This window comes from Methylosinus sp. R-45379, from assembly GCF_001644125.1.
Lineage (GTDB): Bacteria > Pseudomonadota > Alphaproteobacteria > Rhizobiales > Beijerinckiaceae > Methylosinus.
Genome location: NZ_LUUM01000113.1, coordinates 1 through 12,472, shown reverse-complemented (window position 1 = coordinate 12,472; position 12,472 = coordinate 1). Strand labels below are relative to the sequence as shown.

The following is a 12,472-nucleotide window of genomic DNA, read 5'->3' as shown; positions in this document are numbered from 1 at the left end:
GATCAGCCTCCGCTTTCGGCCTTGCGCCGCGCCTCGGCGCGCTCCTCGAGCTTCACCGCGATGAAGCCCGCGACGAGCACGAGAACGGCGCCGGCGACAGAGGCGGCGAATTCGAAATGCGCCGGCGCGGTCCAGCCGAATTTCTCCCAGATCGGATCGCTGGCGATGAGCTCGCCCGAAATCCAGCCGAGCAGGCCCGCGCCCGCCCAGACCAGAATGGGAAAGCGCGACAGCGCCTGCATCAGCAGGCCGGCGCCGAAGACCACGATCGGCACCGACACGGCGAGACCGAAGATGATGAGCGGCATGGAGCCTTCCGCCGCGCCGGCGATGGCGATGACATTGTCGAGCGACATCACCGCATCGGCCATGATGATGGCCGCCACCGCGCCCCAGAGGTCCTCTTTGGCCTCCATATGATGCTCGGTCTCGTCGACGAGCAGCTTGGTGGCGACGCCGAGCAGCATCAGGCCGCCGAGCGCCTTGAGCGCCGGAATCGCCATGAGCTGAATGACCACGAAGGCGAAGGCGATACGCAGCAGCACGCCGCCGCCCGCGCCCAGCAAAATGCCCCATCGTCGCTGCTGTTTCGGGAGCTTGTGACAGGCGAGAGCGATGAGAATCGCATTGTCGCCGGAGAGAAGCAGATCGATCCAGATGATCTCTAAGACTTGGAAGCCGACGGAAAGCTCGTCGCCGTTCATTGACTTGGGTGTCCAACCCTGCCCGAGGGCAGTATGCGCGCGATCATATCGCGCTTCATGGGGCCAACGCCAGCGAGATCGGCAGCGCTTCGCGCTATCGCCGCGTCTTGGCCGCGATATTGGCCGGCGCCGGCGCGCAAGGCGGCATGAATTCGGCGAGCTTCTTCTCATCCGCGCCGGGCGCGTGGGCGTCATGGCCGAGCAGCAGAGGCAGCCAGCCGAGCGCGTCATCCGCATGGGCGTAGACGTCCAGGAGCAGAGGCCCGCTCGGGAGTTCCGCGCGGCGGCAGAACAGCCCGCCCTCGAGATCGAGCGAGCCATGGGCTTTCGCGCCGCTCTCGCGCCAGCGCTTTCCCTCCTCCTGCGCGGCGCGAATGGCGGCGAGATCGCGCCTGTCGGCCTCGAAAACCATCAGTTCGCCGTTCGTCGCCGAGTCGAGCCCGGCGAGAATGGGCCGGTCTTCCGCATGCGCGGCGGCGACGAGGCGAATTGTCAGCACGCGCTTCGCCGTCTCCTCGTCCTCGCGCCAATAGGTCACGACGACGCGCGCGCTCGTCGGCGTCGGCTCGAGCCAATCGGGCGCGCGCAAGGCGACGCGGAGCGGCGCGACATCGGCGGTCGAGAGATCGAAGGAGCGCAGCTTCCACTGCGTGGAGAGCGGAACGCCGTTGCAGGCCGAAAGAAAAAGAGCAGAGGCGAGCGCGAGAGACGGGAGGCCGCGGGTCATGGATCGCTTCCTGTTGTTCGATGATATTTTCATATTTGACATTAAAAATAATATGTGTCAAATTGTTTCCATCGCGCATGTTGGCAATTTTTGCCGACGCGGCCGAAAAGGCGAAAAGGATAGAATCCATGACCGACGCCACCGCATTCCAAGACCCGCGTCTTTCCGCGCTGCGGGCGCGCATCGGCTGGATCTGCCAGACGATTCGCGCGCTCGTCATTTTCTTCGCGGCGGCCGATCTGCTCGCTATGCTGACCTTCTGGGCCGATCCCGGAAAGGTCGGCCGCCATTATCGCGAGCTGTTGCAGATCGACGTTTCGGGCGCTTCGCAAGGCCAATATGCGGCGGCGACGGCGCTGAGCCTCGTCGTCTGGGTCTTCGCCGCCGTCATCTGCTTTTGCCTGTGGCGCGTGTTCAGCCTCTATCTCGAGGGCGGCGTCTTCTCCGCGGAGGCGGCGTTATGGCTGCGGCGCGCGGGCGTCATCGGACTGTTCACAGTCCTTCTGGACGTGGCGATGCGCTCCGCGATCATTCTGGCCATCGCCGCGCATCTTCCCTACGCGCAGAGCCATCACGGCTACATAAGGCTCGAGGATCTGCTGAACGTCATCTTTCTGCTGATGCTGATCGCCATAGCCCATATCTTCAAGACCGCCGCCGACATCGCCGGCGAGCACGCGCAATTCGTGTGAGCGCCATGACGATCGTGGTCAATCTCGACGTGATGCTCGCGCGGCGCAAAATGCGCTCGCGCGATCTCGCGCAACGCATCGGCATCGCCGAGCAGAATGTGAGCCTTTTGAAATCCGGCAAGGTGAAAGGAATTCGCTTCGATACGCTGGAGAAGATCTGCGAGGTCTTGGACTGCCAGCCGGGCGACATTCTGGAATATCGGCCGGAGGCGGAGGGAAAGGGAGGTTGATTTGTTCACATTGGCGCGCGTAGCAGTTTCCTGCTACCGCGGCTACTTACGGACGGAACTCGTTTGGCTCACGTTAGCTTGGAAATAGCATTGCGCCGAATTGTGTAGAGGAAAGCGAATGGAATATCTCGGAAGCCACCTGGAATATTTTGCGGCGAGGTGGTTCGGCACTCTCGCAGTCACGGGGATTATTTGGGGTGTCGCGACGTACCGCTTTGGGTGGAGGCCAACCCTGTGCATGTCGGTTACGGCCTTTCCTGGCTTCTTGCTGCAAACCGCCATGATCTTTTTGATATTCGACGCCTTCGTTATCAGAACATTCTACGATATGCCATTCCTTGCAGCGCTCATACGCGCTCTGCCTCTGCTCTTATTAGGACTATCAGCAACCCTCATTTATGGATTCCTCTTCAACTGGATTCCTTTTCTCGTGTTCGTTTACCTGCTCATCGGTTGGGCGCGGAGAACAGGACGATGGGATCGATGGAGCGCTTCCTCGATCCTCACTTATTCGACGATGCTTTTGAGCTATGTGATGACGCAAGCTTTCTTGAATGCAGAACATTGAGAGCACAATGATGGCCAGAAGCGAACGAGACGATCAATTATCCGCCATACATAATTAGGCCGACTTTCGGAGACGTCATGAGCGCGGACAATGAGCGAACGGCGAGGCTGGAAGCGCGTCTCGGATCGGAGGCGCTGGCCATGATCGAACGCGCCGCCGAAATTCAAGGCCGCAGCGTCGGTGATTTCGTGGTCGTCGCCGCGCTGGAAGCGGCGCTGCGCACGATCGCGGAAACACAGATCATCCGTCTCTCGTTGGAAGATCAGCGAATTTTCGCTGATGCCGTCCTCGACCCGCCGACGCCGGCGCCGGGGCTGCTGCGCGCCGCCGACGCCTATCGCCGTCTCGTCGAGGCTCCGAAGTGACCGCGGATTACCGCTCTCACTTCAAGAACACGTAGATATCCACCTCGAGCCCATCGTCATCGCTGGTCTTCAATTCGGTGAGATATTCCTCGACGAACAGATTTTTCGTGTCGAGGCCCTTCTCGTCCAGAAAGGCGGTGATCGCCTCATAGGTCGAGTCGATCTCCTCATAAGGCCCGCGATGCTGGAATTTCAGCGCCTTGCCGGCGGGCGAGGCGCCGGCCTCGACGCCATGCTCGAACTTAGTCTTGGCCTCGGGCGGACGCGTCAGCGGCAGCATGGCCTCGAAATGAAAGCCATTGTCATCCGTCTCGGTGAAGGCGACCAGCGGGCGGCCGTCCACGGTGAGGCCGGTCTTGGAGGCGGCGATGCGCAGATTGGCGATGGCCTCGGAAAGCGTTTTGAGCCCGTCCGCCCATGTGCCCTGCCCGCGCAATTTGAGGACGGGCCGGGCGATGATATCGGTCGCCTGACCGGCGATGGCGTCGGCTTGCGCCTGCGCCTCCGCCTCGGCCTGAGAGGGCTCGTTGAGGTCCAGCGTCGGCTTCGGCGCGACGGGGCTGTCCGGCGCGGACTTTTGCGGCGTCTCCGCCGCGACCTGCGCGCTCGGCGCCGGAACGACGGCGGTGGGGGTGGGCGAAGTGGATGTCGCGCCGAAAAAGGCTCCCGCGACGACGGCGAGAACGGCCAGACCCGCGACAAAGGGCCAAGCGCGCTTCAATCTCTGCGTGAAGCCCTCATCGCTCGAATTGCTCATGGGTCTCGTCCTCTTGAAAGCGCGGGCGCCGGCCATAGCGTCGCGATTCGATTCTCTATATACGCCTGTAACAGGAAATGAACGGCATGATGACCAGCCCGCTCGCCGGACTCCCGATCTTTCGCATGAACGGGATCGGCAATGAAATCCTCGTTCTCGACTTGCGCAGCGCGGGCCTCGAGGTCGCGCCCGCCGAGGCGCGCGCCATCGCCCGCGCCCCTGGCCTGCGCTTCGACCAGCTGATGGTCCTGCATGCGCCGCGCCATGCGGACGCGAACGCCTATATGCGCATCTACAATACCGACGGCTCGCTCTCCGCCGCCTGCGGCAATGGCACGCGCTGCGTCGCCTATGTGCTCGGCCGCGCCGGGGAAGGCGAGGCGCTGACGCTGGAGACCGACGCCGGCCCGGTGCGCACATGGCGCGCGGGCGAGACGCGCTTTACCGTCGATATGGGCGCGCCTCGACTCGGCTGGCGGGACATACCGCTCGCCGCCGAAGCCCCCGATACGAGAAATGTGCCGCTCGCGCCTGAAGTCCAGGGGGCGCCCGCCGCCTTTTCGGCTGTCAACATGGGCAATCCGCATGCGGTCTTCTTCGTCGCGGACCCGCTGTCCATGGATCTCGCGACGCTCGGGCCGCAGCTCGAGCATCACAGGCTCTTCCCCCAGCGCGCCAATATCTCCTTCGCCAAGATCATTGCGCCGGACGAGATTTTGCTGCGCGTCTGGGAGCGCGGCACGGGCGAGACGCGCGCCTGCGGCTCGGCCGCCTGCGCGACGCTGGTGGCGGCCGCCCGCGCCGGCCTCTCCGCCCGCGAGGCCCGCATTCGCCTGCCGGGGGGCGAGCTCGTCATCGCTTGGGGGACGGACGATCATGTGATGATGACCGGCGACGTCGAGCTCGAATTCGAGACGGCGCTGGAAGCCGGCTACTTCGCCGAGCTGGACGCGTGACCGCCGCGGTCGACATCGTCACCTTCGGCTGCCGCCTCAATTACGTCGATTCCGAGCGGCTGCTGCGCGAGGCGCGCGCCGGCGCGCAAAACGAGCGCGTCATCGTCAATACTTGCGCCGTGACCGCCGAGGCGACGCGTCAGGCGCGCCAGACGATCCGCCGCCTCAAGCGCGAGCGGCCAACGGCCGAGATCGTGGTCGCCGGCTGCGCGGCGCGCATCGACCCGCAGAGCTTCGCCGCAATGGATGGCGTCACGCGCGTGCTCACCGAGCCGGGCGAGCCGCGCGCCGAAAGCGCCGCCGAAGGGCAGACGCGCGCCTTTCTCGCCGTGCAGAACGGCTGCGATCATAGCTGCACTTTCTGCATCATTCCCCTCGGCCGCGGCCCCTCGCGCTCCATCGCGCCGGGCGAGGTCGTCGCCGAGGCGCGGCGGCTGGTCGAGAGCGGCAAGCGCGAGATCGTGCTGACCGGCGTCGATCTCACCAGCTATTCCGCCGAGGGCGTTACGCTCGGCGGCCTCGCGCGCGCGCTGTTGCGGGAATTGCCGCAGCTCGAACGGCTGCGGCTCTCCTCCATCGACTGCATAGAGGCGGACGCCGCGCTTTTCGATTGCATGGCCGCCGAGCCGCGCCTGATGCCGCATCTGCATCTCTCGCTGCAATCGGGCGACGATCTGATCCTGAAGCGCATGAAGCGCCGCCATTCGCGCGCCGACGCCATTCGCTTTTGCAGCGAGCTGCGCGCGGCGCGGCCGGATATCGTCTTCGGCGCCGATTTCATCACCGGCTTTCCCACCGAGACGGAAGACATGTTCGCCCGCACGCTCGCTCTCGTCGAGGAATGCGGGCTGACGCATCTGCATGTCTTCCCCTATTCGCCGCGTCCGGGGACGCCGGCGGCGCTGATGCCGCAAGTGAATGGCGCATTGGTGAAGGAGCGCGCCGCCCGCCTGCGCGCGGCCGGAGAAGCGGCGCTCGGGCGCCATCTCGACGCGCAGATCGGCAAGACGTTGCGCGTGCTGACAGAAAAAGGCGGCATGGCCCGCGCCGAAGATTTCACAGCCCTGCGCACGCCCGGCGCGGAGGCGGGGCGCATGCTGGAAATGCGCGTGACGGGGCATGACGGGAAGGCGTTGAGCGGGCGAATGATTTAGGCCGCGAACCCATAAAACCGAATGACCGAGATGGGGTGGATAGCTGCCGCTAGGAAGTGTTGCGTTTCCAATACGTGTCGTCCGCCGCAAGCCGAACGCGATCCCAAATTTCATCGCTCATCTCGAACTGCCACGCACCACCGAGAACCCAAGCCATTCGCCGATCTAGGCGCGCTTCGCTTTCGAACCTATCGATATAGTCTCGGCCATGGAACGAGAGCAAGTCTTCGACGGGGCCTGCAGCAAGTGCGCAGCACACCGCCTGCGCTTCCGTTGCGGCTTCGTCGTAAAAGTCTGCCTCCGGGTAGGCTTTCACGATCAACATGATCGTGTCCCACGTGAGTTCCGGCTCCTCTCGCGGGAAGTCCGACAATAAAAACTGCGCCAAACCGTTCGACGCGTCACTTCCAACGCTCCCTCGGCAGGCTATCCAATCGGCTGCAAGCTCGTTTGGGGTGGGATTCGTCCAAGTCATGTACGACAGCCTGTGCAACATCTGTGTTCGCAAGGGGGACGAATGCGGACTGACGACTTTCATATCGCGCAAATATCTGATTCAGCGTCGGCGTGAGCCCATACGAATGGCGCATGACCCATCCACTGCTACCCAACGAGCCGCGAGGCGTGCCGCGCGTCGATGACCGCCGCGCTCTAAACGGCATATTCTGGACACTGCGGTCGGGTACGCCGTGGCGCGACTTGCCCGAGCGCGTCCTTCGCTCGCGACCGCGTGCTGCTTCAGCCATTCATTCAGCTGCCGCTTGCCGCAGTCGATGGTCCGAAAAACATGCTTGGGCGGATCGAGCCGCACGAGTGCATGAAATCTCGCCCCGCGCTCTATTTCTCCCATAGAAGCTTCTTCTTCAGCAGCGCTCTCAGCTCGTCATTGGGCGGTGACGGCCGGTCCAGCGCCGTTTCGAACTCCGCGAAGTCTTTTTCACTCAGCACGAACAGACGTTGGTCGAGCAATATGTCGACCGCATGCTGTCGAGCGCTCGCCGTAATGAACTCGCTGCGCGTCTTGCCGATGAGCGACGCCGCCGTGTCGATCAGATTGCGTGTCGTCGTCGACATGCGCACATTCACTGTGGAATCATGCCGTTCTCTGGCCGGTGCGGCGGCCTGCTTCGACGCCTCGGTCGCCATTCGGCTCTCCTCTACGATCAACCTAATGAAAAGTGTGAGTAGGGACAACGTCAACACAAAATGACATTCGTCATGGCGCCTTGTAAACAATCCGATACACCGCCCCATTCTGGTCATCCGTCACCAGCAGCGATCCGTCCGGCAGCTCCGCCACATCCACGGGCCGGCCGAGATATTGCGGATCGCCATCGTTCCAGCCTTCCGCGAAAGGCTCGCTGACGCCGCGCTTTCCCTCCGGGCCGACGCGGGTGAACATCATGCGCGCGCCGACCGGCATGGTGCGGTCCCAGGAGCCGTGCTGCGCCGAGAAAATCCCGCCGCGATAATAAGGCGGGAAAGCCGAGCCGCGATAGAAGGTCATGCCGAGATCCGCGGCGTGCGGCGCCTCCTCCACTTGCGGAAAGACGATGCCCTCCGGCGGCGTATCGCGCGAATATTCGTCAGTTCGCACATGGCCGCCGCCATACCAGGGAAAGCCGAAATGCAGCCCCGCCAGCGGCGCGCGATTCAGCTCGCCGGGCGGCGTGTCGTCGCCCATGCGATCCACCTGATTGTCGGTGAACCAGAGCGTCCCATCCGAAGGATCGAAATCCATGCCCACCGAATTGCGAATGCCGCGCGCAAAAACCTCGCGGCCGGAGCCGTCGCGATTCATGCGGATTATGCCGCCCATGCCGATGCGTTCGAACAGCTCGAGCTTGTCGCGCGGCGTGACGTTATAGGGCTGGCCCAGCGAGACATAGAGCTTGCCGTCCGGCCCGATGCGGCAGACGCGCGTCGTGTGATTGGCGCTCTGCTCGGCGACGGGGATGAGCCCGCCTTGCGGCGCGAGGCTGCGCGCATCCTTCCAGGCGAGCCGGCGCCAGTCCTTCTCGGCTGAAGCGAAGCTCGAAACGCGATTCTGCTCGACAACGAACAATGTTCCATCCTCGTCGAAGCAGAGCCCATGCGGAATCACGAAAGGCGCGTCCGCGGCGAAAGTCTCGACAGAGGCGGCGCGCTCGCCGCCCGGCGTCAGCACATGAATGCGGCTCGCATCCGTGCCCACGAAAATCGCCTCGCCGCGCGGACCGATGGCGAGCGTGCGCGCATGCGGAACCAGCGCATAGAGGGAAATGGAAAACCCCTCCGGCAGTTGAATGCGGCGCAGGTCCTTTTCGATTTGCTTGGCCTCGGCCTCCGCCGAAGGCACGGCATGGGCGGCGAGCGAGGTCGTCGCGCACAGAAAGAGGCAAAGAAAGAATCGGGCGATCATGGAGGAATCTCCGGGGCGGCCGCGCCTCTTAAGAAAGATAGGGGAGCAACCCGCCGCCGGCGCGCCGATTATTTAGCCCGGGTATTATTGACTCGACAAATTTATCATGGGTATAAATAGCGCATGGAAAAAGACGCTCTCTCCCGCCTGTCGCGGCCCTGCGCCGCTTTCGCCGATGGCCGCATGCTGGCCGCCGGCCCGCTGGTAGAGGTCGCCTTGGCGGTGAAGAACGCCGATGCGGCCGATGGTTATATCCTCACTTTCGATGACGCCACCGGCGAGGTGGTCGATCTCGATCTGCGCGGCGCCAAGCCGGAGATCATCGCGCGCCTCGCCGCCGCCCCGCCGGCCGGGCAGCGCAGCGACGCCGCGCCGGAGGAAGGCGCGGAGGAAGGCGCGCGCGGTCGCGGACGGCCCAAGCTCGGCGTGGTGGCGCGTGAGGTCACGCTGCTGCCGCGCCATTGGGACTGGCTCGCCGCGCAGCCGGGCGGCGCTTCGGCGACGCTGCGCCGCCTCGTCGAGACTGCGCGCCGCGAGGGCGGCGCCGAGAGCCAAAAGCGCGAGGCGCGCGAGGCCGCCTATCGATTTCTCGCCGCCGTCGCCGGAAATCTCCCCGGCTATGAGGAGGCGCTGCGTGCGCTCTTCGCCGGCGACGCGGCGCGATTCGAATCGCTCATGGCCGATTGGCCGCAGGATGTGCGCGCCTATGCGCTACGCCTCGCCGAAAGCGGCGGCGCGTGAGCGGAACGACGACGACACGGTGGCCGCGGCTTGCAATGGCGCGATCGGGAGCGCATGTAACGCGCGACACCCGTTTCCGGCGACGAGGATTTAAATGCCGCTCTACGCCTATAGCTGCAATTCCTGCGACAATGAATTCGAGACATTGGTTCGCTCGGACGATATTCCCGCCTGTCCGGCCTGCGGCGGCGTCGAATTGACACGCCAGCTCTCGCTGATCGCCAAGCCGGCGAGCGGCGGCGAGACCGAGGCCTCCTGCGCCTCCATGGGCGGAGGGGGCGGCTGCGGAGCCTCCTGCCCCGCTTTCGCCGACTGCGGGTGAGCGCGAATTTCAGGCGTTCGCCGCGAATAGTTCTATATCGACGGTTGACTTCGTCGAGGAGAGTGAGATTCTTTCGGCGTCGGCCCTCCGCCGGGTAGCCCCGGGGGAAATGACGGCTTACGCCGCTTTCTCTCGCGCATCGGATCGGATCGGAAGACGATCGAATTCATCCTGAAGGGAGAACATCCATTCGCCGTCCAATGAAGAGCACCGCGGCCCCACAGAAAGAGGGTCCGCGCATCAACCGGGAGATTCGCGCGCGCGAGGTGCAACTGATCGACTCGGAAGGCAAGAACCACGGCGTGGTTCCGTTTGTCGACGCCCTCTCTCTGGCGGAAACGGCTGCGCTCGATCTCGTCGAGATCGCGCCCAATTCCGAGCCGCCGGTCTGCAAAATTCTCGATTACGGCAGATTTCGATTTCTCGAGCAGAAAAAGGCCGCCGAGGCCCGCAAGAAGCAGAAGATCGTCGAGGTCAAGGAGATCAAGCTCCGTCCCGGCATCGACGAGCACGACTATGATGTGAAGATGAAAGCCGTGCAGCGCTTCTTCGAGGAGGGCGACAAGGTCAAGGTCACATTGCGTTTTCGTGGTCGCGAGATCGCGCATCAGGATATCGGCTACCGTCTGATGACTCGCGTCAAGGCGGAGACGGCGACCATCGCCAAGGTCGAGCTCGAGCCGTCCATGGAAGGCCGGCAGATGATCATGGTGCTGGCGCCGCGCTGACGCGGCTTCGGGCGGGGCCTCGATCCGCACTTGCCGAGGCCGCGTCTTTCAGTCTTTGTTGTCTTTCATGTCCAACGTCTCCCTCCGCGCGATTCTCTCCGGCGCGGCGCTTCTTTCGGCGCTCCCCGCCACGACCGGCGCCATCGCTCAGATGGCGCTGCCGGGCGCGGTCGCGCCGGCGCCGGCGGGTTCTGTCGCGGCCCCCGTCGAGCCCGGCTCCAAGCCCAAGCCCCGCGCCGCCGTGACGCCCGTCGCGCCCAAGCTGCCGAGCGAGGAGACGATCGTCGGACGCATCCTCTATCAAGATGGCGAGGCGCGCGGCTCGATCGAGCTGCAACGGCGTGGCGGCGCGCTCGAGGTCGCGCGGCTGTCGCTTGTGGGCGATCGGCTGACGCGCTCCGGGGAAACCTGCCGCATCGAGGTGTCCGAGCCCTTGCGCCTGACGCCGCGGCAGACGACCAGCGGGCTTCTTCGCTATGAGGTGGAATTTCCCGCCTGCCCCTTCGGCTTCGACGCGCTCGACGGCGCAATTCTGGTCAGCTCCGAGGGCAGGGCATGCGAGCTGAAGCAGGCCGATTGCCGCGCCGACCCCAATGGACTCTGGGGCATGGGGGCCGGCGAGTTCGACCCCAAGCGGGCCGGCGAAATGCTGACGACGCGCGCGCGCATAGATCAGACCGTTCGCAATGATTACAAAGCGCTCTACGACAAGATGAAATCCGAAAAGGGCCAGCGCAAGGAGCTCGTCCGCGAGCAGGCCGGCTTTTCCGCGCGCCGCGAGGAAATTTGCCGCTCCTATGTGCAGGAGGCGGATTTCGGCTATTGCGCGCTGCGCGTGACAGAGGCGCGCGCCCTCACGCTCGGCACGCAGCTGGCGAGCGGCTTCAAAAAGACGGCGGAAGCCGAGGGGAAGAAGAAGAAGCGCTGAGGCTCGGATTTGCGCTGGCACAAAAGACTCGGCGCGAATCCTTCTCCCACGCGTGGGAGAAGGTGGCCCGGCGTAGCCGGGTCGGATGAGGGCGCCGGCCATTTTCCGAGCATGACGCAGCTTCGAATCCGCTCGAAACAGCTTTGATACGGAATAAAAAAAGGCCGCCAATCGCTGGCGGCCTTTTTCATTCTGCGCGGGCCTCTCCCCCTCCTCTGTAGAGGAGAGGGACAAAACCCCTCGCCTCACTCCGCCGCGGCGGGCGGCAGGCGCGGTGTCGTCGGGCGCGCTTCGGCTTCGGCGGCGCGCTGCGTGATGATGAGATCGTCGCGGCCCGTTGCGATGCCACGGAATTTCGCCATGGCAGCGCCCGTGCCCGCCGGGATCAGCCGGCCGACGATGACATTCTCCTTGAGACCGACCAGCGGATCGACCTTGCCATTGACCGCCGCCTCGGTGAGCACGCGCGTGGTCTCCTGGAAGGAGGCCGCCGAGAAGAAGGAGCGCGTCTGCAGCGAGGCCTTGGTGATGCCGAGCAGGACCGGCGTGCCATGGGCCGGCTTGCCGCCCTCCTCGAGCGCCTTGGCGTTGGCCTCCTCGAGCTCGGTGAGATCGACCTGCTCGCCATCGAGGAAGCCGGTGTCGCCCGCATCGACGATATCGACCTTCTGCAACATCTGACGCACGATCACCTCGATGTGCTTGTCGTTGATGTTGACGCCCTGCAGCCGGTAGACCTCCTGAATCTCATTGACGAGGTAAGCCGCCAGCTCCTCCACGCCCTTGATCGCCAGAATGTCGTGCGGCGCCGGATTGCCGTCGACGATATAGTCGCCCTTCTCCACGACGTCGCCGTCCTGGAGATGGATGTGCTTGCCCTTGGGGATCAGATATTCGACCGGATCCGCGCCTTCCTCATGCGGGACGATCGAGAGGCGCTGCTTGTTCTTATAGTCGCGGCCGAATTGCACCGTGCCGGAGATCTCCGCGATGATCGCGTGATCCTTGGGACGGCGCGCCTCGAACAGCTCGGCGACGCGCGGCAGACCGCCGGTGATGTCGCGGGTCTTGGCGCTCTCGAGCGAGATACGCGCGACAATGTCGCCGGCCTTGATGTGCCCACCCGGCTCGACCGCAATGATTGAGTCGACCGGCAGCGTGTAGCGGGCGTCGCCGCCGCGCTGCAGCTTGATCACCTT

Annotated in this window: 16 protein-coding genes and 2 pseudogenes; 11 read left to right on the top strand and 7 right to left on the bottom strand. The window is 64.3% G+C overall.

The genetic code is table 11. From position 1 onward, the window contains the following. Window positions 1-2 precede the first annotated feature (2 nt). Window positions 3-704: a TerC family protein gene (locus A1351_RS05675; protein WP_024881565.1), complete on the bottom strand. Its 702-nt coding sequence runs from the start codon at window positions 702-704 to the stop codon at window positions 3-5. A 94-nt stretch (window positions 705-798) separates the two neighbouring features. Continuing rightward, the gene (locus tag A1351_RS05670) at window positions 799-1,431 is read right to left on the bottom strand and encodes a hypothetical protein (RefSeq protein ID WP_024881566.1); all 633 of its coding nucleotides are present in this window, start codon (window positions 1,429-1,431) and stop codon (window positions 799-801) included. A 128-nt stretch (window positions 1,432-1,559) separates the two neighbouring features. Here A1351_RS05670 and A1351_RS23760 point away from each other — a divergent pair, with 128 nt between their 5' ends. From A1351_RS23760 to A1351_RS05650, 4 genes are all read left to right on the top strand, one after another. After that, window positions 1,560-2,123, top strand: a complete 564-nt coding sequence (locus tag A1351_RS23760) for a DUF2975 domain-containing protein (RefSeq protein ID WP_026599657.1) — start codon at window positions 1,560-1,562, stop codon at window positions 2,121-2,123. Window positions 2,124-2,128: 5 nt separating this feature from the next. Further along, window positions 2,129-2,353 (top strand): helix-turn-helix transcriptional regulator, encoded by a 225-nt coding sequence (locus A1351_RS05660; protein ID WP_026599658.1) that lies wholly within the window; start codon window positions 2,129-2,131, stop codon window positions 2,351-2,353. A gap of 118 nt (window positions 2,354-2,471) precedes the next feature. After that, window positions 2,472-2,921: a hypothetical protein gene (locus A1351_RS05655; RefSeq protein ID WP_024881569.1), complete on the top strand. Its 450-nt coding sequence runs from the start codon at window positions 2,472-2,474 to the stop codon at window positions 2,919-2,921. Between the two features lie 77 nt (window positions 2,922-2,998). Next, window positions 2,999-3,286 carry a DUF1778 domain-containing protein gene (locus A1351_RS05650; protein ID WP_024881570.1) on the top strand — a complete coding sequence of 96 codons (288 nt, stop codon included), beginning with the start codon at window positions 2,999-3,001 and terminating at the stop codon, window positions 3,284-3,286. Between the two features lie 16 nt (window positions 3,287-3,302). Here A1351_RS05650 and A1351_RS05645 read toward each other — a convergent pair whose 3' ends face one another. Then, the gene (locus tag A1351_RS05645; RefSeq protein ID WP_064032533.1) at window positions 3,303-4,043 is read right to left on the bottom strand and encodes a GyrI-like domain-containing protein; all 741 of its coding nucleotides are present in this window, start codon (window positions 4,041-4,043) and stop codon (window positions 3,303-3,305) included. Between the two features lie 89 nt (window positions 4,044-4,132). Between A1351_RS05645 and dapF the strand changes: the two genes are divergently transcribed. Then, window positions 4,133-4,999 (top strand): diaminopimelate epimerase, encoded by an 867-nt coding sequence (gene dapF, locus A1351_RS05640; protein ID WP_064032532.1) that lies wholly within the window; start codon window positions 4,133-4,135, stop codon window positions 4,997-4,999. Further along, on the top strand, window positions 4,996-6,153 hold the full coding sequence (locus A1351_RS05635; protein WP_064032475.1) for a MiaB/RimO family radical SAM methylthiotransferase: 1,158 nt from the start codon (window positions 4,996-4,998) through the stop codon (window positions 6,151-6,153). Before dapF ends, A1351_RS05635 begins: the two co-directional genes overlap by 4 nt. Before the next feature lie 49 nt (window positions 6,154-6,202). Here the strand turns inward: A1351_RS05635 and A1351_RS05630 are convergent, their stop codons facing one another. After that, entirely contained in the window at window positions 6,203-6,628 is a 426-nt protein-coding gene (locus tag A1351_RS05630) for a DUF6869 domain-containing protein (protein ID WP_024881574.1), read from the bottom strand. A gap of 113 nt (window positions 6,629-6,741) precedes the next feature. Between A1351_RS05630 and A1351_RS23755 the strand changes: the two are divergent. Continuing rightward, a pseudogene (locus tag A1351_RS23755) lies at window positions 6,742-6,864 on the top strand (transposase); the annotation flags it as partial. 126 nt (window positions 6,865-6,990) lie between these two features. On the opposite strand, the gene A1351_RS05625 reads toward A1351_RS23755, so the two are convergent. Then, the gene (locus A1351_RS05625) at window positions 6,991-7,299 is read right to left on the bottom strand and encodes a DUF1778 domain-containing protein (RefSeq protein ID WP_064032473.1); all 309 of its coding nucleotides are present in this window, start codon (window positions 7,297-7,299) and stop codon (window positions 6,991-6,993) included. Between the two features lie 70 nt (window positions 7,300-7,369). Further along, window positions 7,370-8,554 carry a sorbosone dehydrogenase family protein gene (locus A1351_RS05620; protein WP_064032472.1) on the bottom strand — a complete coding sequence of 395 codons (1,185 nt, stop codon included), beginning with the start codon at window positions 8,552-8,554 and terminating at the stop codon, window positions 7,370-7,372. 123 nt (window positions 8,555-8,677) lie between these two features. Between A1351_RS05620 and A1351_RS05615 the strand changes: the two genes are divergently transcribed. The 4 genes from A1351_RS05615 to A1351_RS05600 all read left to right on the top strand — a co-directional run bounded on the left by A1351_RS05615 (window position 8,678) and on the right by A1351_RS05600 (window position 11,273). After that, window positions 8,678-9,295, top strand: a complete 618-nt coding sequence (locus A1351_RS05615; RefSeq protein WP_024881577.1) for a DUF2239 family protein — start codon at window positions 8,678-8,680, stop codon at window positions 9,293-9,295. A 94-nt stretch (window positions 9,296-9,389) separates the two neighbouring features. Beyond that, window positions 9,390-9,617, top strand: a complete 228-nt coding sequence (locus tag A1351_RS05610; protein ID WP_024881578.1) for a zinc ribbon domain-containing protein — start codon at window positions 9,390-9,392, stop codon at window positions 9,615-9,617. Window positions 9,618-9,817: 200 nt separating this feature from the next. Beyond that, window positions 9,818-10,345, top strand: coding sequence for a translation initiation factor IF-3 (infC, locus tag A1351_RS05605; RefSeq protein WP_024881579.1), 528 nt, complete (start codon window positions 9,818-9,820; stop codon window positions 10,343-10,345). A 67-nt stretch (window positions 10,346-10,412) separates the two neighbouring features. After that, a complete protein-coding gene (locus A1351_RS05600; RefSeq protein WP_245267425.1) occupies window positions 10,413-11,273 on the top strand; it encodes a hypothetical protein in 861 nt (286 codons plus the stop codon). Between the two features lie 245 nt (window positions 11,274-11,518). Here the strand turns inward: A1351_RS05600 and A1351_RS05595 are convergent. After that, window positions 11,519-12,472, bottom strand: a pseudogene (locus A1351_RS05595) (DNA-directed RNA polymerase subunit beta'); the annotation flags it as partial.